This window comes from Porticoccus hydrocarbonoclasticus MCTG13d, assembly GCF_000744735.1.
Taxonomy (GTDB): domain Bacteria; phylum Pseudomonadota; class Gammaproteobacteria; order Pseudomonadales; family Porticoccaceae; genus Porticoccus; species Porticoccus hydrocarbonoclasticus.
Genome location: NZ_JQMM01000001.1, coordinates 1409584 through 1436035 on the forward strand (window position 1 = coordinate 1409584; position 26452 = coordinate 1436035).

26 protein-coding genes and 1 tRNA gene are annotated in these 26452 nt (G+C 52.8%); 21 read left to right on the top strand and 6 right to left on the bottom strand.

The genetic code is table 11. The features are described 5' to 3' along the window. The first annotated feature begins 3 nt into the window (after window positions 1-3). Both cls and U740_RS06695 read left to right on the top strand, forming a co-directional pair. Window positions 4-1479 carry a cardiolipin synthase gene (gene cls / locus U740_RS06690; RefSeq protein ID WP_200877060.1) on the top strand — a complete coding sequence of 492 codons (1476 nt, stop codon included), beginning with the start codon at window positions 4-6 and terminating at the stop codon, window positions 1477-1479. 54 nt (window positions 1480-1533) lie between these two features. Continuing rightward, window positions 1534-1845 carry a hypothetical protein gene (locus U740_RS06695; RefSeq protein WP_036859873.1) on the top strand — a complete coding sequence of 104 codons (312 nt, stop codon included), beginning with the start codon at window positions 1534-1536 and terminating at the stop codon, window positions 1843-1845. A gap of 44 nt (window positions 1846-1889) precedes the next feature. Here the strand turns inward: U740_RS06695 and U740_RS06700 are convergent, their stop codons facing one another. Continuing rightward, window positions 1890-2081 carry a hypothetical protein gene (locus U740_RS06700; RefSeq protein WP_036859875.1) on the bottom strand — a complete coding sequence of 64 codons (192 nt, stop codon included), beginning with the start codon at window positions 2079-2081 and terminating at the stop codon, window positions 1890-1892. A gap of 101 nt (window positions 2082-2182) precedes the next feature. Here U740_RS06700 and dauA point away from each other — a divergent pair, with 101 nt between their 5' ends. From dauA to U740_RS06760, 12 genes are all read left to right on the top strand, one after another. Further along, window positions 2183-3979: a C4-dicarboxylic acid transporter DauA gene (gene dauA, locus U740_RS06705; RefSeq protein ID WP_051921264.1), complete on the top strand. Its 1797-nt coding sequence runs from the start codon at window positions 2183-2185 to the stop codon at window positions 3977-3979. Window positions 3980-4649: 670 nt separating this feature from the next. Beyond that, window positions 4650-5120, top strand: coding sequence for a Na+/H+ antiporter subunit E (locus U740_RS06710; RefSeq protein ID WP_036859876.1), 471 nt, complete (start codon window positions 4650-4652; stop codon window positions 5118-5120). Continuing rightward, the gene (locus tag U740_RS06715) at window positions 5121-5393 is read left to right on the top strand and encodes an MrpF/PhaF family protein (RefSeq protein ID WP_036859877.1); all 273 of its coding nucleotides are present in this window, start codon (window positions 5121-5123) and stop codon (window positions 5391-5393) included. After that, the gene (mnhG, locus tag U740_RS06720) at window positions 5393-5713 is read left to right on the top strand and encodes a monovalent cation/H(+) antiporter subunit G (protein WP_235189828.1); all 321 of its coding nucleotides are present in this window, start codon (window positions 5393-5395) and stop codon (window positions 5711-5713) included. The genes U740_RS06715 and mnhG overlap by 1 nt, the downstream gene beginning before the upstream one ends. Before the next feature lie 129 nt (window positions 5714-5842). Further along, window positions 5843-6808 (top strand): Na(+)/H(+) antiporter subunit B, encoded by a 966-nt coding sequence (locus tag U740_RS06725; protein ID WP_235189829.1) that lies wholly within the window; start codon window positions 5843-5845, stop codon window positions 6806-6808. Then, window positions 6808-7158, top strand: coding sequence for a cation:proton antiporter subunit C (locus tag U740_RS06730; protein WP_036859880.1), 351 nt, complete (start codon window positions 6808-6810; stop codon window positions 7156-7158). Before U740_RS06725 ends, U740_RS06730 begins: the two co-directional genes overlap by 1 nt. Then, window positions 7152-8624 (top strand): monovalent cation/H+ antiporter subunit D family protein, encoded by a 1473-nt coding sequence (locus tag U740_RS06735; RefSeq protein WP_036859882.1) that lies wholly within the window; start codon window positions 7152-7154, stop codon window positions 8622-8624. Before U740_RS06730 ends, U740_RS06735 begins: the two co-directional genes overlap by 7 nt. Further along, window positions 8621-10099, top strand: a complete 1479-nt coding sequence (locus U740_RS06740; protein ID WP_036859884.1) for a monovalent cation/H+ antiporter subunit D family protein — start codon at window positions 8621-8623, stop codon at window positions 10097-10099. Before U740_RS06735 ends, U740_RS06740 begins: the two co-directional genes overlap by 4 nt. Next, the gene (locus tag U740_RS06745; protein ID WP_036859885.1) at window positions 10096-10371 is read left to right on the top strand and encodes a hypothetical protein; all 276 of its coding nucleotides are present in this window, start codon (window positions 10096-10098) and stop codon (window positions 10369-10371) included. Before U740_RS06740 ends, U740_RS06745 begins: the two co-directional genes overlap by 4 nt. Next, the gene (locus U740_RS06750; RefSeq protein WP_235189830.1) at window positions 10358-12049 is read left to right on the top strand and encodes a Na(+)/H(+) antiporter subunit D; all 1692 of its coding nucleotides are present in this window, start codon (window positions 10358-10360) and stop codon (window positions 12047-12049) included. Before U740_RS06745 ends, U740_RS06750 begins: the two co-directional genes overlap by 14 nt. 87 nt (window positions 12050-12136) lie before the next feature. Then, window positions 12137-12994: a PA4780 family RIO1-like protein kinase gene (locus tag U740_RS06755; RefSeq protein WP_036859888.1), complete on the top strand. Its 858-nt coding sequence runs from the start codon at window positions 12137-12139 to the stop codon at window positions 12992-12994. 185 nt (window positions 12995-13179) lie between these two features. Continuing rightward, on the top strand, window positions 13180-14793 hold the full coding sequence (locus U740_RS06760; protein WP_036859889.1) for an ABC-F family ATPase: 1614 nt from the start codon (window positions 13180-13182) through the stop codon (window positions 14791-14793). Window positions 14794-14908: 115 nt separating this feature from the next. Here the strand turns inward: U740_RS06760 and U740_RS06765 are convergent, their stop codons facing one another. From U740_RS06765 to U740_RS06780, 4 genes are all read right to left on the bottom strand, one after another. Continuing rightward, window positions 14909-15445: an arsenate reductase ArsC gene (locus U740_RS06765; protein ID WP_081890869.1), complete on the bottom strand. Its 537-nt coding sequence runs from the start codon at window positions 15443-15445 to the stop codon at window positions 14909-14911. Between the two features lie 47 nt (window positions 15446-15492). Then, entirely contained in the window at window positions 15493-17643 is a 2151-nt protein-coding gene (locus tag U740_RS06770; RefSeq protein ID WP_327078587.1) for a dihydrolipoyl dehydrogenase family protein, read from the bottom strand. 500 nt (window positions 17644-18143) lie between these two features. After that, window positions 18144-18536, bottom strand: coding sequence for a GreA/GreB family elongation factor (locus tag U740_RS11830; RefSeq protein WP_051921265.1), 393 nt, complete (start codon window positions 18534-18536; stop codon window positions 18144-18146). Window positions 18537-18905: 369 nt separating this feature from the next. Next, a tRNA-Leu gene (locus U740_RS06780) sits at window positions 18906-18992 on the bottom strand. Window positions 18993-19256: 264 nt separating this feature from the next. Between U740_RS06780 and rnr the strand changes: the two genes are divergently transcribed. Together rnr and rlmB are read left to right on the top strand one after the other, a co-directional pair. After that, window positions 19257-21662, top strand: a complete 2406-nt coding sequence (rnr, locus tag U740_RS06785) for a ribonuclease R (protein WP_327078588.1) — start codon at window positions 19257-19259, stop codon at window positions 21660-21662. Window positions 21663-21695: 33 nt separating this feature from the next. Further along, on the top strand, window positions 21696-22460 hold the full coding sequence (rlmB, locus tag U740_RS06790; protein WP_051921267.1) for a 23S rRNA (guanosine(2251)-2'-O)-methyltransferase RlmB: 765 nt from the start codon (window positions 21696-21698) through the stop codon (window positions 22458-22460). 35 nt (window positions 22461-22495) lie between these two features. Here rlmB and U740_RS12020 read toward each other — a convergent pair whose 3' ends face one another. Continuing rightward, window positions 22496-22660 (bottom strand): DUF3012 domain-containing protein, encoded by a 165-nt coding sequence (locus U740_RS12020; protein ID WP_081890870.1) that lies wholly within the window; start codon window positions 22658-22660, stop codon window positions 22496-22498. A 198-nt stretch (window positions 22661-22858) separates the two neighbouring features. Here U740_RS12020 and rpsF point away from each other — a divergent pair, with 198 nt between their 5' ends. The 5 genes from rpsF to dnaB all read left to right on the top strand — a co-directional run bounded on the left by rpsF (window position 22859) and on the right by dnaB (window position 26416). Next, window positions 22859-23359: a 30S ribosomal protein S6 gene (gene rpsF / locus U740_RS06795; RefSeq protein ID WP_036859890.1), complete on the top strand. Its 501-nt coding sequence runs from the start codon at window positions 22859-22861 to the stop codon at window positions 23357-23359. A 2-nt stretch (window positions 23360-23361) separates the two neighbouring features. Continuing rightward, a complete protein-coding gene (rpsR, locus tag U740_RS06800) occupies window positions 23362-23589 on the top strand; it encodes a 30S ribosomal protein S18 (RefSeq protein ID WP_036859891.1) in 228 nt (75 codons plus the stop codon). A gap of 16 nt (window positions 23590-23605) precedes the next feature. Beyond that, on the top strand, window positions 23606-24463 hold the full coding sequence (locus tag U740_RS06805) for a hypothetical protein (RefSeq protein WP_036859892.1): 858 nt from the start codon (window positions 23606-23608) through the stop codon (window positions 24461-24463). A gap of 48 nt (window positions 24464-24511) precedes the next feature. Next, the gene (rplI, locus tag U740_RS06810; RefSeq protein WP_036859893.1) at window positions 24512-24961 is read left to right on the top strand and encodes a 50S ribosomal protein L9; all 450 of its coding nucleotides are present in this window, start codon (window positions 24512-24514) and stop codon (window positions 24959-24961) included. Window positions 24962-25045: 84 nt separating this feature from the next. Beyond that, window positions 25046-26416 (top strand): replicative DNA helicase, encoded by a 1371-nt coding sequence (dnaB, locus tag U740_RS06815; RefSeq protein ID WP_036859894.1) that lies wholly within the window; start codon window positions 25046-25048, stop codon window positions 26414-26416. Window positions 26417-26452: the final 36 nt, after the last annotated feature.

Here is a 26452-nt window from a genome sequence, read left to right on the forward strand (position 1 = left end):
CCAGTGGGTCATTGGCTCTGGCCACCCCTGGTGCTGATTGGTCAGGGGTGGCAGTGGATCGGTGAGTTCTGGCTGCCGGTCTATATTCTGACTGTGATATTGGGTACTGCGCTGGCAATCGAAGCCATTTTCAAAGCTCGTACGACCCAGGGGGCCATAGCCTGGTCGCTGGGGTTGATTTTTTTACCGCCGTTGGTGGTACCTGTTTATCTCCTGTTTGGACAGCGGCGGTTCTACGGCTACGTGGAGGCGCGTCGCAAGGGCGATTTGGAAATACAGCGGATCGCCCAGAAGTTGTTGTCGGAAATGGCCCAGGACTTCAGTCTGCCCGGCGATGCTCCCGCCGCTGTTCAGCTGCTTGAACAGTTGGCTCTGATGCCGTTCACACGTGGCAACCAGGTGTCATTGCTGATCAATGGGGAGCAGATTTTCGAGCGTATCTTTGCGGCAATAGACCGTGCCGAAAACTACATACTGGTGCAGTTCTATATCGTTCGAGACGACCGTTTGGGCAACGAACTCTTACAGCGGCTGGCGGCAAAAGCCCGTCAGGGTGTCAGGGTTTATTTTCTCTTCGATGCCATTGGCAGTTTCAAATTGACGCGTCGTTATTTGCGGGCCTGCCGGGAAGCAGGGATAGCCATTGAGCCCTTTCGTACCTGGCGCTGGCGTAAGCGCCGGCGTTTTCAGATCAATTTCCGCAATCATCGCAAGGTGGTTGTCGTGGATGGACGGTGTGCTTTTGTTGGCGGGGCCAATCTGGGTGATGAGTATCGCCACCGCCATCCTCGTCTCAAACCCTGGCGGGATACCCATGTCCAACTGGAAGGCCCAGCAGTGAAGGGGACACAGGTTTCCTTCCTGGAAGACTGGTATTGGGCGACAGGTGAGGTCCCCGCCATGAACTGGCATCCGGAGACTATGCCGAATGATCAGCAGGTGCTGGTGCTGCCGAGCGGCCCGGCTGATCTGCTGGACTCCTGTCAGTTGATGTTCTTACATGCCATCAACAGTGCCAGGGAGCGCATCTGGATTGTCAGCCCCTATTTTGTTCCCGATGAGTCGATTAGTAATGCCCTGAAGCTGGCGGCTCTGCGTGGTGTTGAGGTACGACTTATGTTACCGGGTATCACTGATAACCGGCTTGTTCAGTTATCTTCCTTTGCTGCGCTGATGGATATGCAGTATGCCGGTATTCAGGCTTTTCAGTATCAGCGCGGTTTTTTGCATCAGAAAGTTGTACTGGTGGACAACGACCGTGCATATGTGGGAACTGCCAATTTCGATAACCGCTCGTTTCACCTTAACTTCGAAATTACTGTGATGGTCAGAGATTGGGCGTTTGCCCAAGAAGTGGAAGCGATGCTGCTGGATGATTTCAATGGCTGCCGGCCATTGACGGTTGAATCACTGGAAAAACGCAGTCTGATATTCCTTTCGCTGACGAAATTGGCAAGATTGTTCTCGCCAATCCAATAGATCGTTACAAAATAGGGTACGATAGCCCCCCATACATCGCTGTTGAGAAACATTATGACGCTGACTGCCGAACTCCTGGGCGAAACGTCCCCCTATATCTATAACCTGGTTTACGATGTCGATGTGCGCCTGCTCTTTATTGAGTGTCTCAACGACCCCTCAGATGAGGAACCGTCCCTGCGTATCGTCTTCCCCGAAGTTATCAGTTATGCCGAGAGCAATCAGCCAGATGCGCTGGATGATGAGCTCATGGATGACCTGGTCAGTATGGACTGGAGCAATGAAAATCAGGTGACAATTCTGACCTGTAAAAAAGAGATTATTCTGGAGTTGACAGGCAAGCCGTTTACCGAACAAATCGGCTGATGAAGGCATCGTTTTCTGCTCGGGGGTGAGGGCCTGCAGAGCTGTTAGCCAGTTTTTTCTTCATCGCCAAAGACCTCATTTCGCCAGTCAGGCCCCAGGTTGTCTTCGACATATTCCCTGATAAATTGGCGAATCTTTTGGGAAGGGGTGACATCTTCGTTGGCACACAGCCTTTCAAAGATGGCTTTCTTCTTTGGATCAATCAGTAGTGTCAATCTGGCAGTTCGATTTTCCATCTGGTGATTCTCGCTAGAGCGGTTTTCAGTTATTATGTTAATTGAATGTTAATTTGTCTGATCCGTAAACTCAATAGTTTCTGCCGCTTCAGGTTTTCTCTATGGCCCATCGCGCGCACCTTTTTTCACTAAAAATTGCTCATGGCTTGCGTACGTCTCTGAGTGATACCCCCTACAACTCAAAGGTTTTTTTCAAGGATGCCATGGCTGGTATTGCCATTGGCATTATCGCCATTCCTCTTGCCATGGCGTTGGCAATCGCCAGTGGTGTTGCGCCACAGTATGGGCTTTACACCGCCATTATTGCCGGTTTTGTCATTCCGTTGACCGGCGGGTCGCGTTTCAGTGTTTCCGGCCCTACTGCTGCATTCGTCGTTATTCTCTACCCGGTTGTTCAGCAATATGGGCTGCCCGGGCTGCTGGTGGCGAGCATCCTGGCCGGTATCATACTGGTAGTGATGGCACTGTTGCGACTCGGACGTTATATCGAATACATCCCGGAGCCGGTTACCCTCGGCTTTACCGGGGGAATTGCCGTTGTGATTGCCGTTCTCCAGCTCAAAGACTTTCTGGGCCTGCATATTGCGGATATGCCCATTCATTTTACCGATAAGGTATTGGCACTGATCAGCGCTCTGCCCGATTTCTCAGTGTGGAGTCTGATCACAGGGCTGGCCACATTGTTGGTGATGCTGCTCTGGCCTCTGCTGAAAACCCCTGTTCCCGGACACCTGCCGGCGGTCATTGTCGGTAGTCTGGTGGCAGTAACTCTGAATCAACAGGGTGCGGGCATTGCCACAGTTGGATCCACCTTCAGTTTCGTCCTCCCCGATGGAACGGTCGGGGCGGGTATTTCATCAGTATTACCGGATATTCAATGGCCCTGGCAAAGAACTCAGTCGGGCGAAGCACCGTTGGTATTCAGTTGGTCCGTCACTCAGGATCTGCTGTCGGCGGCTTTTGCCATCGCGATGCTCGCGGCCATTGAGTCGCTGTTGTGTGCCGTGGTACTGGATCGCGCATCCGGTACCAAACACAGCGCCAACAGTGAATTGCTGGGGCAGGGTATTGGCAATATTATTGCGCCCTTTTTCGGTGGTATTACAGCCACAGCTGCGATTGCCCGTTCGGCTGCCAATCTCAAGGCTGGTGCAGTGACACCCATCGCGCCAATGATTCACGCCCTGGTGGTGCTGGCTGCCGTGGTATGGCTTTCCTCGCTTTTATCATTTATGCCGATGGCCAGCATGGCGGCGCTATTGGTGGTCGTTGCCTGGAAAATGAGCGAGACATCCCGGATCGCGCACCTGCTGAAAACCGCTCCGCCGAGCGATGTGCTGGTGTTTGCGGTCTGCTTTTCCCTGACAATATTGTTTGACATGGTGATTGCGATTACTGCAGGTCTTGTTCTGGCATCTTTGCTGTTCATGAAAGAGATTGCCGAAATGACAAAAATCAGCGATATCTCCCGCAATAAAAAAATGATCGATGGTGAAATTCCCGACGGCTGGCGTGTATTGAAAATAAATGGCCCATTATTCTTTGCGGCGGCAGACCGTGTCTTTGGTGAGCTGGCGCAGTTAGGCAAAGGTCAAAAGGGGCTAGTGCTGTATCTGGATGGTGTATCAATTCTCGATTCTGGCGGCGTGGCGGCGCTTTATAAGTTGCTTGATACTTGCCGAGCATCCGGTACGCGCCTGCTCCTGGCAGATTTTCAGTTCCAGCCACTGAAAACACTATCGCGGGCCGGCTTTCGCCCGGATGGGACCAACTGCAAAATATTTTCCGAGCTATCCGGCGCTCTGGCCGCATTGAGGGATGAAGAAAAATCTGCTGCTGTCAGTCGGCCGTATGATGCGCCTGCCAATCCTGAGTTGCGGTCAGGTCAGAGCGAATAGAAGGCAATGATCATCCCGTCTGTTGGTCGGATTTCTGTCTGGTCTAAGGCGGTATCTGCCAGTCAGGCATAGCCGGTGGGCTGTCTGCCCAGACTTTTCTGCATTGCAAAATATTGTGTGCAAAAGTGATGCTTATTTGACATACTTTTTGACACTTTTAGCAAAGCTTTTTTTGGAAGAAGTGAGCAAGTACTCGGCAAATTACTATAACAATTAGGGACCTTATGGTTACCGTGCTGAAACGAATGTCGAGACCGATTTTTGTCTCCATAATGTTATGGGGTCCGGTGGTGGCGAATGCTTGTGCTCTGGCCAAAATGGCGGGGCGGCAATTTCTTTCTTCCTGTCAATTCTGCGCAAACCCGATACACTTTTCTTCCCGGCCTGCTGATGTTGCAAGTGGTCTTGTGTTTGCTCAGGGGGAGCTTCCCATCAAATGACACTTGACGATCTCGCCACAAAAATTAATAGTGAGGCGGCTTTGGATAACAAAAAAATGCTTCAGCCCATGTGCGGTGTTGATAACGGCAGATCAGAATGACAAATATATTCTTGCCGTAGTGCTCGACAAGTCCTTCTCCAATAAATAGAGTATTGTCGGCATTTTAAAAAATTTATAAATATAACGAGGTATTAATACCCATCTCATGCGGATCATCGACGGACTATCATGAAACACTGCCTGAGCCTTGCTTTTGTACTGATGGTGTTGTGGCTTGGAAATTCTGGCCACTATTCGCCGCTGTTATTGTCGCTCGGCGCTTTTTCCGTGGTATTTGCCGTCTGGGTTTCCCATCGTATGGATGTGGTCGACCATGAATCCCAGCCCCTTCATCTGAGCGGGCATATCTCATTTTTCTACTGTTGGCTGGTGGGTAAGATTATTCTCAGCAATATTGATGTGGTGAAGCGCATCTGGTTGGGCAATAAATCGATCAGTCCCTGTGTCGCCAGGCTGCCGTTGAGTCAGAAGACGGATATGGGAAAAGTCATCTACGCCAATTCGATAACCCTGACGCCGGGCACTGTGTCGATGGATATCGAAGGCACTACAGTGTTGGTACACGCTCTGACGGCAGAGAATATAGCCGAACTGAAGGATGGTGAAATGAATCGGCGCGTTGCAGATCTGGAGCTTTAGATGCTGATTGCAAGTGCAGTGGCAATTCTGGTTGTGATGGTGATGGCGATTGTCCGTGCGTTGCTCGGACCCACAATTTATGACCGCATTCTGGCTGTTAATCTGTTTGGCACAAAAACCGTATTGCTGATCGCAGTAATAGGTTTTTTGTTCGGCCGGCCAGACTTTCTGGATATTGCACTGGTGTATGCATTAATCAACTTCATCAGTATTGTTGGCGTGCTCAGGTATTTTGAATACAGCCGCAATGAAGAAGAGGGAGGATCCCTCTGATGCTTGCCGGCATGGTGGCTATGTTGAGTTCTGCCTGTCTTTTACTGGGCGCTTTTCTGATTATTTCTGGTGCTGTCGGTGTACTGAGATTCCCCGATTTTTTCACCCGGATGCATGCTGCAGGTGTTACTGAAACGCTGGCTACTACACTGATCCTGCTCGGTCTTATACTGCTTGCGGGTTGGAGTATTTTGTCTTTCAAGTTGCTGTTGATTTTACTGTTTATTCTGATCACGAGCCCGGTTGCTAGTCACGCACTGACAAAAGCGGCGCTCCATGGAAACCTTCAGCCGCTGGTCAATGAAAATAATGAACAATAGCTTTGGTACTCCAAACTGGGGGCGGGCGCAGAGCATTTCTCCCGTCAGATCCCTTGGTGGTATGCATGAAGAAATGATGTTGATGACGAAGGGAGTGCCCCCATCGAACTAGTCCTGGATATTACGCTGTTGCTACTTCTGGTAGTCACCGCGCTGGCCATTGCCCGGCAGAGAGATCTGTTTGCCTGCGTGATGTTGGCGGGGATCTATGGTCTGTTGTCAGCGAGTTTCTTTGTCTCCATGGATGCTGTGGATGTGGCCTTTACCGAGGCGGCTGTGGGCGCAGGGGTTTTCCCCTTGCTGATGCTGACCGCACTGACCGTGGCCGGCCGTTATGAACAGACAGCCCACAGGCGACCGCGGGCAGCTTTTTTCCTGGTACTGGTGACCGGTGCTCTGCTGATATTGGGCACCTTGGACATGCCACCCTTCGGCTCGCCAGATGCCCCCGCACACACTCATGTCGCTGCGCGATATATTCAGGCATCTCCCACTGAAATCGGTATTCCCAACATGGTGACATCGGTGTTGGCAGACTACCGTGCCTTTGACACCTTGGGGGAGGTGGTGGTGGTTTTCACGGCGGTGGTGGGTGTGCTGATTCTGCTGACGTCGGGGGGGAAGCGCCAACAGTCTTCCCCGGCAAATGCTGTTGAAACAATGCGCAGTCACATGATTCTGCGGGTGGTGAGCAAGATGCTGATTCCCCTTATGTTGCTGTTTGCTCTCTATGTCCAGTTTCATGGTGAATATGGCCCCGGTGGTGGTTTCCAGGCCGGAGTCATTTTTGCGGCAGCGATTATTCTGTATGCAATGTTGTTTGGTCTGGTCAAGGCCCAGGCTGCGATCAAGCCGTCAATCCTGCGATGGTTGGCGGCATTCGGGGTTCTACTCTACGGTGGCGTGGGGGTTGTCAGTTTTTTGACAGGAGTGAATTACCTGGACTACAGCCGTCTTGCCGCCGATCCTGTTGCTGGCCGACACATCGGTATCCTCGTTATTGAGTTGGGAGTGGGCATCACAGTGGCCGCTGCGATGATTCTGATTTTTTACGCGTTTGCCGGTTATGCCACCGGTCGAGTTGAGGCCGAATAATGTTGCCGGAGCTATATAACTACTGGGTGGTAATCGTACTGATGATGATCGGTTTTTATATCGTCATCGTGCAGGGCAATCTGATCAAGAAACTGATTGGGCTGAATATTTTCCAGACCTCTGTTTTTATCTTTTATATCAGTGTCGGAAAGGTGGCGGGGGGCAGTGCTCCGATCCTTGCCGAGGGCGTGAGTGTCTATTCCAATCCGTTACCCCATGTGCTGATTCTCACCGCCATTGTGGTGGGTATCGCCACTATGGCGTTGGCGTTGGCACTGGTGGTTCGCATCAAGAATGCCTATGGCACGGTTGAGGAAGAAGAGTTACAGGAAAGAGATTTGCGGTGCTGAGCCATCTCCCTATTTTACAAGTGATTGTGCCCCTGCTGGCAGCACCAGCCTGTTTGTTGCTGGATAGGGCCCGTGCGGCCTGGCTGTTGGCCTGTATGGCCAGTCTCGTCTCAGTGGTAATCAGTGGCCTGCTGGTGTTCCAGGTTCATCAGTTCGGTACGTTGAGCTATAGCCTGGGGGGGTGGGATGCACCCTGGGGTATCGAATATCGCATCGATTTGTTGTCGGCCTACGTGCTACTGATCGTCAGTGGTATTGGCGCATTGATGATGCTGGCTGCGAATACAGCTATCAGAATAGAAATTCCATCAGAAAGGCAGCCGCTGTTTTATGTGCTCTATATGCTCTGCCTGGCGGGTCTGCTCGGCATTGTCGCCACAGGCGACATCTTCAATGTGTTTGTGTTTCTGGAAATCTCTTCACTGGCAACCTATGCCCTGATTGCCCAGGGGCGGGACCGGCGTGCATTATGGGCCGCCTACCAGTATCTGATTGTCGGCACGATTGGCGCCACGTTCATCCTGATTGGTATCGGTTTTCTCTACAGTCTCACCGGCACCCTGAATATGCAGGATCTCGCGAACCGGTTGCCGGCGCTGGAAAACTCTGCCACAGCCTTTACAGCATTTGCCTTTCTGATGGTGGGTGTCTGCCTGAAACTGGCACTGTTCCCACTGCATTTGTGGTTACCCAATGCCTATGCCTACGCGCCGTCAATCGTGACCGCATTTTTGGCGGCTACGGCAACGAAAGTCGCGGTTTATCTGCTGATTCGTTTTCACTTTTCCGTGTTTGGGGTCGGTTTTGCCGCGTCCGTATTGCCGTTGCATAGCATATTTCTGGTGCTAGGCCTGGCGGGGGTGTTCGTGGCGTCTCTGGTGGCGATTCAGCAGCCCAATGTGAAACGTTTGTTCGCCTATTCCAGTGTGGCGCAGATCGGTTACATGATTATTGGTATCGGCATTGGTTCTGCTACCGGATTACAGGCAACCTTGCTTCACCTTTTCAATCATGCACTGATGAAGGGAGCGCTTTTTCTAGCATTGGCAGCAGTTGTGTTCCGTTTTGGCAGTGCCGATATACGACATTTCGAAGGGCTGGGCCAGCGCATGCCCTGGACCATGGCAATTATCGTGATTGGCGGTCTGAGTTTAATTGGTGTGCCCGGCACGGTTGGTTTCATCAGCAAGTGGTATCTGGTTCTGGCGGCCCTCGAACGCGACTGGTGGCCACTGGTTATTGCCGTGCTACTGGGTTCCCTGCTCGCTGTTATTTATATATGGCGACTGGTGGAAGTGGCTTACTTCAGGAAAGGTGAGAATGAAGTCTGCAGAGAGGCGCCGCTGTCGCTATTGATACCAACTGCCATATTGGCACTGGCGAATATCTACTTTGGGATCGACACGCGCCTGCCGGTCTATCTATCGGATAGTGCGGCACAAATGCTGTTCGGAGGTGGCCCGTGACAGCACTTCTGGCCCTGCAACTTACTCTGGTCGTGCCACTTTGCGGGGCATTGCTGATCGCCCTGTGTGGCCGTTGGCCTAATTTCAGGGAAGCGATAACTCTGTCTACGGCGGGCCTGCTCTTCTATCTGGTGATACAGGTATTCGGTGCCGTTGAACGCGGTGGAGATGAGGCTACTGCACTTTATGTAGAGTTGTGGCAGATTTTGCCCGGCCTGCACATTGCCCTTCACTCGGAACCCCTGTCGATTCTTTTTGCGCTGGTGGCCAGTGGGCTGTGGATTGTCACTTCGGTTTATTCGATCGGCTATATGCGCGCCAATCAGGAAAAGCGCCAAACCCAGTTTTATGTGTGTTTTGCCGTCGCAATTTTTGGGGCTATGGGTGTGGCGTTTGCAGCCAACCTGCTGACCCTGTTTCTGTTCTATGAAATATTGACCCTGTCCACTTATCCGCTGGTTGCCCACAAGGGCGATGACAAGGCTCGCGCCGGAGCAAGAACGTATCTCGGTATTCTGCTGGCGACCTCCATTGGGTTGTTTTTACCGGCCATGATGTGGACCTATTTTGTTGCCGGCACCCTGGATTTTCGTCCCGGCGGTATACTTGAGGGCAATATCGGCGGCATCGGCGCCACAATCTTGCTGCTGATGTTCATGTTCGGGATCGGCAAGGCTGCGCTGATTCCGGTGCATCGCTGGCTGCCAGCTGCGATGGTAGCGCCGACGCCCGTGTCTGCCTTGCTTCATGCTGTGGCTGTGGTGAAAGCCGGTGTGTTCACCATCGCTAAAGTGGTGATCTACATTTTCGGGCTCGACTTCCTGGTGGATGTGCCACACGAAGTGATTGCCGTCTATATCGCAGGGTTTACCATTGTGGTGGCCTCCATACTGGCCCTCCGGCAAACCAATATAAAACGTATGCTGGCCTATTCGACGGTCTCGCAGTTGTCTTACATCGTGCTGGCGGTTCTGGTGCTCACCCCCCTCTCTGAAATCGGAGCTATCGTGCATATCGTCGCCCACGCGGTGGCCAAGATCACACTGTTTTTTGCGGCGGGTGCGATCTATATCGCCAGCAAAAAAACTGAGATTAACCAACTGGATGGCATCGGGTTTCGGATGCCGATTACCATGGGTGCGTTTGCGATAGCGGCATTCAGTATGATCGGTGTGCCGCCTACCGGTGGCTTTGTCTCGAAGTGGTACATGATTGCCGGCGCGTTTCAGATTGACAGTTATTTTGTGCTAATTGTGCTAACGCTTTCTACAGGTCTCAATGCGGCCTATTTTCTGCCGATTATTTTCAGGGCTTACTTTCGCAAGGAGTCAGTTGCGCCACCGAAACCCCATGGCGAGGCGCCCCTGCCCATGGTGGGGGCCATCTGTGTCACGGCATTGCTGACGCTGTTGGTATTCTTTCTGAATGGTCCGTTGGTTGCCTTTGAAATGGCAGTGCTGGGGGTGCCCCGATGACCAACCGTAAGAACGCACCAAATGACGTTCAAAAAAGCTGGCTCTACCGGCCGGAAAATCATAAGAAACTCTGGTGGGGTTTTGGCCTGATACTGGCTGCGACGGTTGTCGTCCAGTTGTTTGCTTCGGTACACGGCCACTTCGGTTTTGACGGGTGGTTCGGTTTCAACGCCGCTTTTGGTTTTGTTTCATGTGCCCTGATGGTGGTATTCGCGAAACTGCTCGGATACCTTTTGAAACGGCCCGATAATTATTACGATGACGATGCTTGAATTAATTTTTCCGCCTGCATTCATTCTCATTCTCGGCGCTTTTCTGATCGGGCCGATAAGGGCTCCGTTGCGGCCGTTGGTTGTGCTGGGCGCACCGCTGTTGACACTCTATGCTATCTGGCAGATGGGCGACGGCATTCAACTGACCGCACAGTTTCTCAATTACGAGATTCAGCTGATTGAGTCGAGCCCTCTGCGCCGCCTGTTTGCAACTATCTTTGCCATCATGGCGTTTGTCGGCGGGCTGTTTGCTTTTCGCCAGGCGAAGTGGTGGGAACTCGCCGCCGCCCAGGCCTACGCGGCGGGTGCTATCGGCGTTTCCTTTGCCGGGGATCTGATTACCATGTTCCTGTTCTGGGAACTGATGGCCATTTTTTCGACCGTCGTGGTGTGGTGTGGTGGCACCGAGGGAGCGCGGAAAGCGGGAATACGCTACGCCATCATGCACTTGGTGGGTGGTGTACTGTTGAAAATCGGTATTGAGGGGGTGATGGTCCACACCGGATCCATCGAGATTCAGCCGATCCCGCTGACCAATATTGATGGCTGGCTGATCCTGATAGGTGTGCTGATTAACGCTGCGGCACCGCCATTATCCGCCTGGCTGGCGGATGCATACCCGGAATCCAGCCCCAGTGGCTCGGTTTTTTTGTCGGCCTTCACCACCAAAACCGCTGTGTTGGCACTGATACTGTTATTCCCGGGTCAGCAAATCCTGATCTGGATTGGTCTCTACATGATTTTCTACGGGATCATCTATGCCCTGCTGGAAAACGATATGCGACGAATCCTGGCCTATTCCATCGTCAACCAGGTGGGATTCATGGTCTGTGGTATCGGCATCGGTACCGAAATGGCCATCAATGGTGCGTCGGCCCATGCCTTTGCCCATATTATCTACAAGGCACTGCTGCTGATGTCCGCGGGGTCTGTGTTGTATATGACCGGGCGTCGCAAGTGCAGTGAATTGGGCGGGCTCTACCATTCGATGCCGCTCACTGCACTGTGTGGCATTATCGGTGCCCTGGCGATATCGGCATTTCCGTTTACCTCGGGCTTTATCTCCAAGTCGATGATATCCCAATCCGCCGCTGACCAGCATATGATGATGGTCTGGCTATTGTTGCTGGCCGCATCCGCAGGTGTTTTTCTACACGCCGGTATCAAGTTTCCCTGGTTCGTGTTTTTTCAGAAGGACTCGGGGCTACGGCCCAAGGACCCGCCCTGGAATATGCGCGCAGCCATGGTTCTCTTGGCCGTCGCCTGTATTTTTCTGGGTGTTTTCCCGGAGTGGCTCTACCGCCTGCTTCCCTATCCCGTGGATTATGTGCCATATACCGCATCGCATCTGGTGACCCAGCTGCAATTACTGCTGTTTTCCGGGCTGGCTTTCTTTGCCTTGTTGCCGTTGATGAAGCGCACCCTGACTATCAGTCTCGACTTTGACTGGGTGTATCGTCGGCTTATCCTGTCTCTGATGAACCGATTAATCTGTCTGCTCAGCTGCCTCGATACGGCTTTGCGAAGCGCTTTTAGCCGGATATTCTCCATCATCTGGACCTATATAGGCCGACACCATGGCCCCGAAGGGATGTTGGCACGCACCTGGCCAACAGGCAGTGTCGTGACCTGGGTCGTGGTACTGCTTACTGTCTTCCTGCTGTTCAGTATCTATTGAGTCCAACGGATAAAATTTTCCCTGTTTCCCGCGGGTTTTACATCCTTGAAACCAACTTATCTACTGGCAAATGTGCTATAAGGCACCATGAAAATTCCGAAACGTTTACAGCCTCTGGTTGACGATGGTCTGGTAGATGAAGTTGTCCGTCAGATGATGAGTGGCAAAGAGGCAACCGTCTACATGGTGCGCAGTGGCGGGGAGCTCCGCTGCGCGAAAGTCTATAAGGAAGCGGATAAACGCAGCTTCAAAAAAGCAGTGCAGTATCAGGAAGGCCGGAAAGTGCGCAGTGGACGCCGTGCCAGAGCCATGGAAAAGGGCACTCGCTACGGTCGCGAGCAGCAGGAGGAGACCTGGCAGAATGCCGAGGTATCAGCCTTGTATCGGCTGGCTGCTGCCGGGGTACGGGTACCGGAACCTTTCGGCTGTGTCGACGGTGTGTTGCTGATGGAGTTGGTCACTGACGCTGACGGCGATGTGGCGCCGCGACTCAGTGAAATTACCATGCCCAGCCATCAGGCTATCACCGACCATGGTTTGCTGATGCGGGAGGTGGTGCGCATGCTCTGTGCCGGTCTGGTACACGGTGACCTCTCCGAGTTTAATGTGCTGCAGGATGCGTCTGGCCCTGTAATCATTGATTTGCCTCAGGCAGTCGATGCCTCTGCCAATAATCACGCTGAGTTTATGCTGGAGCGCGATGTTCAGAAAATTACCGAGTATTACGCGCAATTCGCTCCCGAATTGCTGGAGACCCGGTTTGGCAAGGAAATCTGGGCGCTATACGAGGCCGGTGACTTGCATCCCGATGTGCCGCTGTCCGGTTATTTTGCAGAAGATCTGCAAAAGGCCGATGTGGCAGAGGTTCTGGATGTGATCAGCTATGCCCTCAGTGAAGAGGAGGAGCGGCAACAGCGTCGTCGTGATGCAGAAGATAGTGATTAACCCCGATTTACGGTAAGTTTGTTAGCAGTGTCTGTTCAGCCCGTTTGAGATGGCAGAGAACCATTAAACCTCATTGTTTTTTATAAATATTTTTGGCTACCCCTCGACGCATTGCCGACAACTGCGTATAGTCCGCAGCCTTCGTTAGACCACCTTTTTCGTTTTATCGCGCCCAGGATATTCCCTTGATCTCGACCGCAAACATCACCATGCAGTTTGGTGCCAAGCCGCTGTTTGAAAACATCTCCGTTAAATTTGGTGAAGGTAATCGCTATGGCCTGATCGGTGCCAATGGCTGTGGTAAATCCACCTTCATGAAGATTCTGGACGGCACTCTTACGCCCACCGCCGGCAACGTGTCCATCACACCGAATGAGCGGGTTGGTACGCTGCACCAGGATCAGTTTGCCTTCGAAAAATACCGGGTAATCGACACGGTCATCATGGGTCACGCGGAACTTTGGGAAGTGAAGCAGGAGCGCGACCGCATCTACGGCCTGACAGAAATGACCGATGCCGATGGCATGAGGGTGGCGGAACTGGAAGCGCGATTTGCCGAAATGGATGGTTATACCGCCGAGAGCAGAGCCGGCGATTTTCTGCTGGGCGCGGGTATTGCCGAGGCCCTGCATGAGGGTCCGATGAGTGATGTGCCCCCCGGCCTGAAGTTGCGGGTCCTGTTGGCCCAGGCATTATTTTCCGATCCGGATATCCTGTTGCTGGATGAGCCCACCAACAACCTCGATATCAACACCATTCGCTGGTTGGAAGGTGTGCTCAACGAGCGCAAGAGCACCATGGTGATCATTTCCCACGACCGCCATTTTCTGAACGCCATTTGTACGCATATGGCCGATATTGATTATGGCGAACTGCGTCTCTATCCCGGCAACTACGATGATTTCATGACGGCGTCGACCATGGCCAGAGAGCGCCTGCACTCTGAAAATGCCAAAAAATCTGCCCAGATTGCCGATTTGCAGCAATTCGTCAGCCGCTTCTCGGCTAACGCATCAAAGGCCAAGCAGGCGACATCCAGAGCCAAGCAGATCGAAAAAATCAAACTCGATGAAGTGAAGGCCTCCAGTCGGATGAGCCCCTATATTCGCTTCAAACAGGAGAAAAAGCTCCATCGCCAGTCACTGATTCTGGAGAATCTCGGTCATGGCTTCGATGGCGGACCGCTGTTTAGCAAGGGCAACCTGATTCTGGAGGCCGGCTCCAGACTGGCGATTATTGGTGAAAACGGTGCCGGTAAAACCACATTGTTGCGATGCCTGATGAACGAGCTGACTCCTGATCATGGCAAAATCAAGTGGTCCGAAAACGCAGCGCTCGGTTATTGTCCCCAGGACAGCACGGCGGATTTTGATTCTGATCTGACACTGTTTGACTGGATGAGCCAGTGGCGGAAACCCCGCCACGATGATCAGATTGTCCGCGCCACGCTGGGCCGCCTGTTGTTCAGCGCCGATGATTTCAACAAGAAAGCCCGAGTCTGCTCCGGTGGAGAAAAAAACCGCCTGTTGTTCGGCAAGCTGATGATGACCGATGCCAATGTGCTGCTTCTTGATGAGCCCACCAACCACCTCGATATCGAGGCGATTGAAGCGCTCAATATGGCGCTGGAGCACTATGACGGCACGCTGATTTTTGTCAGCCACGACCGCGAGTTCGTCTCGTCCCTCGCGACCCGGGTGATTGAAATCAAGGACCATCGGCTGATCGATTTTCAGGGCACCTATGAGGAATACCTGGCCAGTCAGCAAGCTATGGATAAAGCGGTGGGCGCCCGCTGATTTGGGATCAAACTTCCTCTTATGGGTTTTCTGCGTCCTGTTCGACCATAGGTGACGGCCTCTGATAGGTTTTTAGCTCGGCGCTTCTGACTCTGTTGTTTCCCGGCAGGTGCCTTTATTCAAAGCGTTTCATGGCAGTGAGAAGGTGTTTGGCAGAGGTGTTGTAATCGCTTGCTGAAACCAGCAGGCTTTGAATACGTTTCTTGAGTGAGGCAAAGCACTCGGTAAAAGCGCGTCTCGCGGCCACCGGATCATTGTGAATTGCCGCCGGGTCGGGTAGCCCCCAATGCACGTGTTCAATGGTGCCGTCAAGCAGTGGACAGTCTTCCGCTGCCGCGTTATTGCATACTGTCAATATCACATCAAAAGCCGGTGCCCCAGCGCCGATAAATTCATGCCAGCTCTTGCTGCGGTATGTCTTTGTGGCACTATCTGCCAGTGTCTGGATCTGCTCCAACGCCAGCGGGTTTACCCGCCCGGTGGGCTTGCTGCCTGCACTGTATGCCTGGAAAAGCGGGGAGCCGATCGTATTAAACAGTGCTTCGGCCATGATACTCCGGGCGGAATTGCCGGTGCACAGCACCAGTATTCGCAACGGAGAAAGCAGGAGACTGCCGCTGTCAGCGCGTTGATTCAGACTATCTGTTGTCATTACACGTTGCCTCATTGCCGAAAAATCTGAGCTGTTGATTCCGATGCCTAGCGTTGACAGCGGTGGTAACGCTCCACCAGTTTTAACAATCCCTGCGGTGCATGGGCTTTTTTCCACTCACCGGCTGCAAACTTGTTGGCTTCCACCAGGGTGGGATAGATATGGATGGTGCCCAGAATTTTATTGAGTCCGAGTCCGTGTTTCATCGCCAGTACATACTCGGCGATCAGATCCCCCGCATGATTGCCGACAATTGTCACTCCCAGTATCCGGTCTGAGCCGGGTCGGGTCAGCACCTTGACGAAACCCTCGGCACAGCCGTCGGTAATGGCCCGATCCAGATCGTCGATGCTGTAGCGGGTCACCTCGAATTCCACGCCCTGTTCAGTAGCATCCTGCTCGTTCAGTCCCACCCGTGCCACTTCCGGGCTGGTAAAGGTGGCCCAGGGAATCACCGAGTAATCCACTCTGAATTTTTTAAAGCGGGAGAACAGTGCATTAACGGCAGCATACCAGGCCTGGTGGGCGGCGGTGTGGGTGAACTGGAAGGGTCCGGCCACATCGCCGACGGCATAAATGTTGGGAAAGCGGGTCTGTAGAAAGTCGTTGAGGGCAATGGTGCCGTTTTTATGGATCGTTATGCCCAGTGCTTTCAGCCCAAGTCCGTCGGTATTGGCTCTGCGGCCGATGGCGATCAGAATCTGGTCAAACACCAGGCGCACACTTTCACCCTGGTGTTGGGTATAGAGTATTTTGTCGCCACCTTCTACCGCGAAGCAATCCGCCTTGTGGCCTAGCAACAGTTCGACACCATCCTGGCGCAGAGCATCGGCCACCAGCTTGGCGGCATCGTCATCTTCCCGGGGTAAAATACGCGGCAGCATTTCCACTTGGGTGACAGAGGTGCCGAGGCGGGCAAAGGCTTGGGCCAGTTCACAGCCGATGGGGCCGCCACCGAGAATCAACAGGCGGCCCGGGTTGTCGCGGATTTTCCACAGGGTCTCGGTGGTCAGGTAATCAATCTGTTCCAGCCCTGGAAAGGGCGGCACCAATGGGGCAGCACCGGAGGCGATAATAATATTGCGCGCGGTCAGGGTTTGTTTTCCTTCGTTGCTGGTAATTTCCACCGCCCAGGGGGAAACCAGTCGCGCGCTGCCCTCGCGGCAATCTACCCCCAGCAGGCGGTAACGTTCAATCGAATCGTGGGGTTCGATGGCCTTGATCACCCTCTGAATACGATCCATTACCGCGCTGAAATCGGCTTCCGGTTGCAGCGGCATAAGGCCGTAGTCCCGGCTGTGGCTGGCTATTGAGGCCACCTGGGCACTTTTGATCAGGGCTTTGGACGGCACACAGCCGGTGTTAAGGCAGTCGCCGCCCATGCGATCTTTTTCCACCAGGGTGACGCTAGCCTTGACGGTGGCGGCGATATAAGCGCTCACAAGTCCACCGGAGCCGGCGCCGATAATAATGAGATTGCGGTCAAAATGTTTTGGCTTTTTCCAGCCGCGATAGACCTTCGTGCGCTGTAGGGGTGCGAGTAGGGCGCGGGCAATCCAGGGGAACAGTCCAAGCAGAACAAAGGCACCGATCAGCCCGGGGGAGAGAATATCCCCGGCGCTTTGCAGTTGTGCCACCTGGGTGCCGGCGTTGATATAGACGGCGGTGCCCGCCAGCATTCCCACCTGACTGACCCAGTAGAATGTCCAGGTTTTCAGAGGCGTCAGCGCCATCACCAGGTTGATCAGAAAGAATGGAAAGACCGGCACCAGCCGCAGGGTAAACAAATAAAAGGCACCGTCTTTTTCTATGCCCTGGTTGATGGTTTTCAGGCGGTCGCCAAAACGCTGCTGCACCCAATCCCGCAACAGGTAACGGGCCACCAGAAAGGCCAGGGTGGCACCCATGGCCGAAGCGAAGGAGACAAGCAACAACCCGGTGACAAACCCGAAAATAGCACCGCCCGCCAACGTCATGACGGCAGCGCCGGGGATCGACAGCGCAGTCACGACCACATACACCACCAGAAAAATCAGCCAGCTCAACAGCCGGTTTTCCGCATAGAAGCTGTGAATGATGTCCAGTTGTTGTTGCAAGTAAGCCAGACTCAGATATCGCCCGAGATCGAGGAAGAAATACGCTGCCATCGCGATAACCACAGCGGCGACAATCATCAGCTTCTTGGTGGTTCTATACACAGGGCATTCCTTTCAGTGTTTGAGTTCAGGCTAGTTTGAGGCCAGTCGCTGGACTGCCACAAACTTGTGATTCAGCAATATCAATAAGATGGGCAATGAAGGGTTTTGTTACAAGCAATTTTGACGATTGCTGTTAACTTTGGAAAATAACAAGGGAGTATTACAGACACTTTTTTGGCTGAGACAGGAAAAAGGTAGAGCAGGGGTGCCTGGCACCCCTGCTCGCTACCAGTTAAATACTTGAGATGGTTTTCTTTTCTTTACGTTTTTCTTTAATCGTTTTTAGGGGCGGTTTTTTGCTGCCCGCTTGAATTTTGCTCTTACTCACTTTGTTCTTACTCATGTCAGTCTCCATTGTTCTGTTGATCGAATATAAGCAAAAAGTGACTGCCGCATAGGGCGATAGAGGAAAATAAAAACTTAGCTTGGCTGTTTATTCTCAACTATGAGCGGCATGTAAAAGACTGCATGATTATTTCCCTCCAGATCTGTGAAAATTTTTACGCTACAGCCAAAATTTGAAAACGATTCATACGGTTTCCGACGAAGAAGGTTATGGTTTCGCCGTGTTTTTTACCTAGTAGGGCAGAGCCCAAAGGGGAAAGAACGGAGATTTTTCCTTGCGATGGATCGCTATCACCAGGCAGCACAACGGTGATAGTCGTTTTACTGCCATCGAGCATATCGATGAGGTTGATGCTTGATTCTATTGCGATGATGTTGCCATCGCGGGGTGTGTTGGGAGGTGAGTCATAGATGCCCTCCAATTTATCAATCACGTTGGCAATTTCAACCGGACTTAGCGTCAAGGGGTAGAATGTTTTATTCCTCTCCACTGGGTCTATCAGTTTTCCGATAAAATTACGGATGTCTGACAAGTACTTAATATTCATTTTGCACACCAATAGCTTAGGTGCCCTGGGTTTTTGACCAGGGCATAACGGTTAGATTTTTGGATAGAACAGGGGGCCGAGCGTGACTAATCAATCACGCTCGGTTAGGAGGGAAAGGCTACGTGGTGTGTTCTGGGAGAGAAATGCATTTTCTTCACAGCTTCCTGTTAAAAGCAGTCTGTGCAATCAACTCGATTATAGCTTTGCCATATTTATAATCAAGCGTATGGAAGTCGAGGGGGGATTCAAGGGATGGTTTGCAGGCAGTATGTTGCTGCTGGTATCTGGAAATGGGATTGGTTGACAAAAAAATCATTTAAGAATCAATCCCTTAAATGGTCTCTTGTGGTCTTTCGACGTTTTTTGAAATGGTGCCCAGGAGAGGACTTGAACCTCCACGACCTTGCGGTCACTAGCACCTGAAGCTAGCGCGTCTACCAGTTCCGCCACCTGGGCATGATGGGAAGCAGAAGCTGCTTCACCAGCGGTGCGAGACTATAGAGACGGTATCCACTGTTGTCAATTATGTACGGTAAAAAAATGCATTGAAAAGCAGTAATGATTGTTCTGGTCAGCACCGAGCTACGCTTAAAGCCGGTTGCTGAAAAAAGCCGTGGAGAGTTCCGGACAAGTATGTTCTGATATTTATATACTTTTGCCGATTTCCTCTGTGGCGTCGGTAGTACACTTCTTACGTTTGGACTTCCAATGAAAAAAACTGTGAACAAAGATCCCTTTGCTGACCGTGAAGCGGCTAAATACGACAAGCCGGTGCCCAGCCGGGAGTTTATTCTCGATTTCCTCGAAAACAGTGTTGGGCCTCTGACCTATGAAGAGCTTCTCGATGCATTTGGCCTGAGCGATGAGGATGGCAAGGAGGCGCTGCGCCGCCGTTTGATCGCCATGGAGCGGGATGGTCAGGCCGTTCGCAATCGCCGCAACGCCTATGGCCCGTTGAACAAGATGAATCTCATCAAGGGCCGTGTTATTGGTCACCCGGAGGGGTTTGGCTTTGTTAAACCCGCCGAGGGCGGTGACGATCTGTTTCTATCTAGCCGCCAGATGCGCCGTGTCATGGATGGTGATGAGGTGCTGGTGCGTGTGGCGGGGGTGGATCGCCGGGGCCGCTCGGAAGGGTCCATCGTCGAGGTGGTAGAGCACCGTACCAGTACACTGGTGGGTCGTTATTTTGTGGAGAGCGGTATCCATTTTGTTCGCCCGGACAACCCCCGTGTCTCCCAAGACATCATGATTCCCCCCGACCAACGCAGCGATATTGAGCCAGGCCAGATTGTGGTGGTGGAAATCACGACCCATCCGAGCCGCCACAATCTGCCAGCCGGGCGGGTTATTCAGGTGCTGGGTGAGCATCTGGCGCCCGGGATGGAGATTGATATTTCCATTCATAATTACGGTATTCCCAATCAATGGCCGCAAGCAGTGATCGATCAGGCCGAGGCCATCCCGGCTGAGGTCCGGGAAGAGGACAAACAGTTCCGGGTGGATTTGCGCCACCTGCCCTTTGTCACGATCGACGGCGAGGATGCCAGGGACTTTGATGATGCCGTGTACTGCGAACCGCTCAGTCGCGGCGGCTGGCGGCTCTATGTGGCGATTGCCGATGTCTCACATTATGTGGCTGTGGGCAGCCCGCTGGACGAGGAGGCCTACTTGCGGGGCAATTCCGTGTATTTTCCCCAGCATGTGGTACCGATGTTACCGGAAAAGCTCTCCAACGGCCTCTGTTCACTGAATCCCCAGGTGGATCGACTCACCATGGTTTGTGAAATGACCATGGATGCCGACGGTCAGATCACTAAATTCCAGTTTTATGAAGGGGTCATTTATTCCCACAGCCGGCTGACCTATACCCAGGTTGCTGCCATGATTGCCCAGCACGGCGACCAGAATAGTGGTATTCGCAAGCAGTTTAACGCAGTGGTGGAGCACGTTGATCACCTCTATGACCTGTTTCTCGCTCTGTTGGGTCGTCGGGAGATCCGTGGCGCTATCGACTTTGATAGTCAGGAAACCCGCATTCTGTTTGATGCCGAGCGCAAAATTCAGCAGATCATCCCCTCTGAGCGCACCGAGGCACACCGGCTGATTGAGGAGTGTATGCTCTGTGCCAACGTCTGCACGGCGACACTGCTTGAGAAAAGCAAACTGCCGGCACTTTACCGGGTTCACCAGCGGCCCCGGCAAGAGAAGCTGGCTAACCTCCGTGAGTTTCTGGGTGAGATCGGCCTCGGTTTACCGGGTGGTGACGAGCCTTCGCCAAAGGATTTCCAGCAGGTACTGTTAAAAATTGCCGGTCGCCCCGATGCCGGCGTGATTCAGACAGTTATTCTGCGCACTATGAATCAGGCCGTTTATGATCCCGAGAATGACGGTCACTTCGGTTTGAATTATTCTGCTTATGCCCACTTTACCTCCCCAATCCGGCGCTATCCCGACCTGCTGGTGCATCGGGCGCTTCGCTATCTCATTCGCAAAAAAGGTAAAGTGAGCCACACCAGGCAAGTGGAAGGGGCTCCTGTCCTGAATGCTCAATCGATTTATCCCTATGATGAGCAGTGGATGATCAACAGCGGTGAACACTGCTCCATGACGGAGCGTCGCGCCGATGAAGCGACCCGCGATGTGGTGAATTGGCTGAAGTGCGAATACCTGTTGTCCAGGGTCGGTGATGAATACGAAGGCGTTGTGGTTTCGGTGACCGGTTTCGGTTTGTTTGTACAGCTGACCGAGCTGTTTATTGAAGGCCTTGTTCATATCACCGGGTTGCCAAAGGATTACTACTACCACGAAGCCGCCCACCACCGCCTGGTGGGGGAGCGAACCAAGCGGGTGTTCCGGCTGGGTGACAAATTGCGGGTCAGGGTCAGTCGGGTGGCACTGGATGAACGCAAGATCGATTTTGATCTGGTGGAAGAAGGTAAAAAAGGCAGGAAAGCGACCTCCGCAGGCCCTAAAGCTGCAGCGCTGGCAGCAGAACACGAACAGTCCGCAAGAAAGCGCGGAAAAACCGGGAAATCCAGGTCGGGCAAGTCCGCTACAAAAACGGATAAAACCGGTAAGCAGCAGAAACCCCGGCGACGCAAGGCACCAGCTGCAAAACGCTGATGCAGCTTGTGTAGCCTCTGATGAGTACTGATCATGACAGATAAGCTGGCGGACCATGCCAAGGGGCAGGGTCAGTGGATCTTTGGATTACATGCGGTCCAGGCCGTGTTGAAAACCTCTGCCAACAAGGTGCGGCAGTTAAAAGTGTTGCGCGGCCGCGAAGACCAGCGCCTGCAAAAAATACTGGCCATGGCCGAGCGCCAGGGACTCAGTGTGGAGCGGGTGATGCGCTCGGATCTGGATGACCTGGCAGACGGCTCGCATCAGGGTGTTGCAGCACTCTGTGATGATGCTGAAGTTCAGGATGAACATTTCCTCTATGAACTACTTGATCAGTCAGAGGAAACGCCTTTCTTGCTGATTCTGGACGGTATCACCGATCCCCACAATCTGGGTGCCTGTCTCCGTTCTGCTGATGCCGCTGGGGTTCAGGCTGTGATCGTGCCAAAGGACAACTCGGTGGGCCTCACCCCGGTTGTGCAAAAAGTCGCCTCCGGTGCCGCTGAAAACGTGCCACTGGTGGTAGTGACCAACCTGGCACGGACCCTGAGGAAGTTGCAGGCGAGGGGATTGTGGATTATCGGTGCGGCGGGAGAAGCCGAACAGCTGGTTTACAATACTGACCTGAAAGGGCCTGTCGCGTTGGTCATGGGTGCCGAGGAAAAAGGCCTGCGACGACTGACCCGGGAATATTGCGACCTGTTGGTAAAACTGCCCATGGCGGGTGTGGTCAGCAGTCTGAATGTGTCTGTTGCGACGGGCATTTGCCTGTTTGAGGCCGTCAGGCAACGCCGATGACACCTTGCCAGCACTGCCTGACGGCCCCCGTGTATTTATTTGATAATACAGTGTTTTGCGAAGTCGGCGGCTTCGTTGGCCGTCCAGTCACCTTTGGGCGTATCTTTCATTTTGGTACACCAGGCTTCACTACCCACCTTGGTGCAGCCAACACTGGACAGTGTAAACAGTACAATGGCTAACAGGCCTATCGTTTTCATGTTTTTTCCTCGGTAAATGGGGAAGGTGAGCTGTCAATCATAACGGCTAAAATGGACAGTTCCAACCCTGTAACTCCCTGAAATGTCGCTTGAAATAGCAGTGGCATACCCGTAGAATGCCCGCCCTTGGCCTGTATCTGGCCAATACTCCTTGCTGCACCGCACTGGGTGGGCAGCTATAACCCGTAGGGAGAGACAATGCGTCACTACGAAATCGTATTTATGGTTCACCCGGACCAGAGCGAACAGGTTCCCGGGATGATCGAGCGTTACAACAGCACCATTGCCGCCGGCAACGGAACGGTACATCGACTCGAGGACTGGGGCCGCCGCCAACTGGCCTATCCAATAAACAAGATCCACAAAGCTCACTATGTCCTGATGAATATTGAATGTGGTCAGGATGTTCTGGATGAGCTGAGTTCTGCATTCCGTTACAACGATGCTGTTATCCGCAGCGCAATCTTCAGCTGCAATGAAGCTGTGACGGGTGACTCGCCGATCATGAAAGCGGAGAAGTCAGATCACCGCAGCGATCGTCGCGATACCCGTACCGAAGAAGCGGCATCTGACAGTCAGCGCACTGATGAGGGACAACGTTCCCCATCCGCTGATAGTTCAGACAACGATGATGACACGTCTTTTGTCGATGATGCAGACGATGCGCCGTCAGAAGAAGTAGTGGAAGAGGAGAAGTAAAGATGGCCCGTTTCAATCGTCGTCGTAAATTCTGCCGTTTCAGTGCCGAAGGTGCTCCAGAAATCGATTATAAAGATCTGGAAACACTGAAGCAGTATGTCTCTGAAACTGGAAAAATTGTGCCTAGTCGTATTACCGGTACCAAGGCCAAGTATCAGCGTCAGCTGTCCACTGCTATCAAGCGCGCGCGCTTACTGGCATTACTGCCTTACACGGACAGCCACCAGTAATTCGTAGCTCCAGCTGATGCGGGCACTGGCTCAGTACATCATGCGCGGTCGGATACAGGCGTCGGTGGTGGCCTTTTTTGGCAGCCTGTTGCCGCTGCTCAGTCCGGCTGCGGTGAGCCTTGTTACCCTGAGTAAAGGGTTCGCTGAGGGTGCTCTGATTTTGTTGTGGGGCTGCCTGCCACTGCTGATTGCATTTTACGTCAGTGGCGTCAGTCCCATGATAACCCTGGCCACTTCGGCAGGCATGGTGGCGGTTTTGGTATCATCGGCGGTGTTGAGACAGACACAGTCCTGGTCGCGAACGCTCTTGGTTTTGGTGTTTGTAAGTGCAGTTGGCAGTGTGGTTCTCAATCTGCTTTTTAGCGATTCGGCCCGTGAGTTGGAAACGCTTGTGGCCGGCATGTTCAGTCAACTGCAGGAGCAAAGTGAAACCGGTGCTGCACCATTTCAGCCGGGACGTACTTTTTTGCTCGGTGTCATTGCTTATGTGGTAGCGCTGACATCAGTAGCCTGCCTAGTGCTGGCACGTTGGTGGCAGGCCTCGCTGTATAACCAGGGAGGTTTCCAGCGGGAGTTTCATCAATTGCGCTTTTCTCCCGCGGTGGCGCTGTCACTGGTTGTGGGTGTGACAGCCTGTTACCTGGCTCCTCAGGAGTATGGCAGCTGGGCGGGATTGCTGGGATTGCCTTTGTTTCTTGGGGGCATTGGTCTGGTTCACTTTACTGTGGCGTATTACCAGATCGGCGTGCACTGGCTGGCAGTTTTTTACGTGGGGCTGGTGATTATCGGTCCACTGAGTTTGGTACTTGTCGGGTTGGGTTTGCTGGACAGTATCTTGAACATACGCACCAGACTGGTGAAGGGTAAAAATTAGTTTCCCAACCGGTGGTGTCTACAGATTAATAGTGAGAGGGTATTCGAGATGGAAGTGATTCTTCTGGAAAAAGTCGGCAAGCTTGGCAGCATTGGTGACAAAGTAAATGTTAAGGCCGGTTATGGCCGCAACTATCTTATTCCAAAAAATAAAGCCGTGTTTGCCACTAGCGCCAATATGGCAGAGTTCGAGGCCAAGCGTGCCGAGCTGGAAGCTGCCGCGCTGGAACAGCGCACGGCTGCTGAAGCCCGTGGCCAACAACTGGCTGCATTGCCAGCCATTGTTATTGCCGCCAATTCAGGTGATGAAGGCAAATTGTTTGGCTCCATCGGTACGCGCGACATTGCGGATGCAGTGACTGCCGCCGGTGTCGAGGTGAGCAAAAGCGAAGTGAAGCTGCCTGAAGGGGCCCTGCGTGAAATTGGTGAATATGAAATTGATATTCAACTGCATGCTGAGGTAACCCAGCCGATTAAATTGTCTGTTGTCGCTGAGTAAATCGGCAGTTTCAGGCGATAGCATAATTGGTAACAACACGGCACTCCATTTCTCGTGGCAGTGCCGTTTCCGTGTTGGCGGGTGATGGGTCAGATGGTTGAAGACAGAGAAGCACTGGAGCAACAGCTGCCGCATTCAATTGAAGCGGAACAGGCGGTTCTTGGTGGCCTGATGCTCAGCAATAGTGGCTTTGATGCCGTTGCTTCTCTGATATCCGACAAAGACTTTTTTGCCAGCGATCACCAACTGATTTTTCAGACCATGCGACAGCTCAATGCCGAGCAGAAGCCGCTGGATATCATTACTCTCTCCGAAGCCCTGCAGAATAACCGACAGCTGGATCAGATAGGCGGTTCCTCCTATCTGGTTGAGTTGTCGAACAATACCCCCAGTTCTGCAAATATCAATGCTTACGCACAAATCGTGCTGGAGCGCTCCATTATCCGGCAGCTGATTACTGCTGCCAGTGATATCGTCAAAAAAGGCTACAACCCGCTGGGTTGGGACAGCAACAAGCTGCTGGCCGAGGCAGAAAAAAGACTGGTTGCGATTATCGAAAGTCGGCCCAACCAGGGCGGATTTTTATCGGTTAATGAGCTGCTCAAAGAAGTGGTTGAACGTATTGACCAGCTTTTCAACAGCGATGCTGACATTACCGGGTTGAGCACCGGGTTTGCCGATCTTGATGAGAAAACATCGGGCTGGCAGCCATCGGATTTGGTGATTGTTGCAGGTCGACCTTCAATGGGTAAGACTTCGTTTGCCATGAACATGGCAGAGCACGCGGTGTTGCATCAGGAAAAGCCGGTGCTGGTCTTTAGCATGGAGATGCCAGCCAGCCAGCTGATTATGCGAATGATGTCCTCCCTCGGCAAGATTGATCAAACAAAATTGCGGGCCGGTAACCTGTCAGAAGATGATTGGCCACGATTATCCAGTGCGGCCTCCCGCCTGAAGGATCGACCGCTGTTCATCGACGACACACCGGGTATCACTCCCATGGAGCTGCGTAATCGGGTCAGACAGGTGACCCGTGAACACGGTCAGCCCGGCATGATATTGGTGGATTATCTGCAGTTGATGAGTGGTAGTATCGCCACCGAAAATCGGACCAATGAGATCTCGCAGATATCCCGGGAACTGAAAAATATTGCCCGGGAATTCAACTGTCCGGTGATTGCCCTGTCCCAGCTCAGCCGTAACCTTGAGAACCGCCCCAACAAGCGCCCGATCAATTCGGACCTGCGTGAATCCGGTGCCATTGAGCAGGATGCCGATGTGGTCGTCTTTATCTACCGCGACGAAGTCTACAATGAAGAGAGTCCCGACAAGGGCGTGGCTGAAATCATCATTGGCAAGCAGAGGAATGGCCCTATAGGCACCTGTAAACTGACCTTTCTTGGCAAATACACCCGCTTTGAAAATCTTGCCAGAGATTATTTTGCTCAGGACTGAGCGGTTTTGTTTCTACATACTTTTTCCGGATAGATT

Excerpts from the sequence above, each read along its gene's own strand:
- U740_RS06745 (WP_036859885.1), top strand. The coding sequence starts at position 10,096 with ATGACCAACCGTAAGAACGCACCAAATGACGTTCAAAAAAGCTGGCTC.
- U740_RS11830 (WP_051921265.1), bottom strand. The coding sequence starts at position 18,536 with ATGAATATTAAGTACTTGTCAGACATCCGTAATTTTATCGGAAAACTG.
- U740_RS06730 (WP_036859880.1), top strand. The coding sequence starts at position 6,808 with ATGTTGCCGGAGCTATATAACTACTGGGTGGTAATCGTACTGATGATG.
- rlmB (WP_051921267.1), top strand. The coding sequence starts at position 21,696 with ATGACAGATAAGCTGGCGGACCATGCCAAGGGGCAGGGTCAGTGGATC.
- dauA (WP_051921264.1), top strand. The coding sequence starts at position 2,183 with ATGGCCCATCGCGCGCACCTTTTTTCACTAAAAATTGCTCATGGCTTG.
- rplI (WP_036859893.1), top strand. The coding sequence starts at position 24,512 with ATGGAAGTGATTCTTCTGGAAAAAGTCGGCAAGCTTGGCAGCATTGGT.
- rpsF (WP_036859890.1), top strand. The coding sequence starts at position 22,859 with ATGCGTCACTACGAAATCGTATTTATGGTTCACCCGGACCAGAGCGAA.
- U740_RS06805 (WP_036859892.1), top strand. The coding sequence starts at position 23,606 with ATGCGGGCACTGGCTCAGTACATCATGCGCGGTCGGATACAGGCGTCG.
- U740_RS06695 (WP_036859873.1), top strand. The coding sequence starts at position 1,534 with ATGACGCTGACTGCCGAACTCCTGGGCGAAACGTCCCCCTATATCTAT.
- U740_RS06755 (WP_036859888.1), top strand. The coding sequence starts at position 12,137 with ATGAAAATTCCGAAACGTTTACAGCCTCTGGTTGACGATGGTCTGGTA.
- U740_RS06700 (WP_036859875.1), bottom strand. The coding sequence starts at position 2,081 with ATGGAAAATCGAACTGCCAGATTGACACTACTGATTGATCCAAAGAAG.
- U740_RS06715 (WP_036859877.1), top strand. The coding sequence starts at position 5,121 with ATGCTGATTGCAAGTGCAGTGGCAATTCTGGTTGTGATGGTGATGGCG.
- U740_RS06710 (WP_036859876.1), top strand. The coding sequence starts at position 4,650 with ATGAAACACTGCCTGAGCCTTGCTTTTGTACTGATGGTGTTGTGGCTT.
- dnaB (WP_036859894.1), top strand. The coding sequence starts at position 25,046 with ATGGGTCAGATGGTTGAAGACAGAGAAGCACTGGAGCAACAGCTGCCG.
- U740_RS06750 (WP_235189830.1), top strand. The coding sequence starts at position 10,358 with ATGACGATGCTTGAATTAATTTTTCCGCCTGCATTCATTCTCATTCTC.
- U740_RS06765 (WP_081890869.1), bottom strand. The coding sequence starts at position 15,445 with ATGACAACAGATAGTCTGAATCAACGCGCTGACAGCGGCAGTCTCCTG.
- rpsR (WP_036859891.1), top strand. The coding sequence starts at position 23,362 with ATGGCCCGTTTCAATCGTCGTCGTAAATTCTGCCGTTTCAGTGCCGAA.
- mnhG (WP_235189828.1), top strand. The coding sequence starts at position 5,393 with ATGCTTGCCGGCATGGTGGCTATGTTGAGTTCTGCCTGTCTTTTACTG.
- U740_RS12020 (WP_081890870.1), bottom strand. The coding sequence starts at position 22,660 with ATGAAAACGATAGGCCTGTTAGCCATTGTACTGTTTACACTGTCCAGT.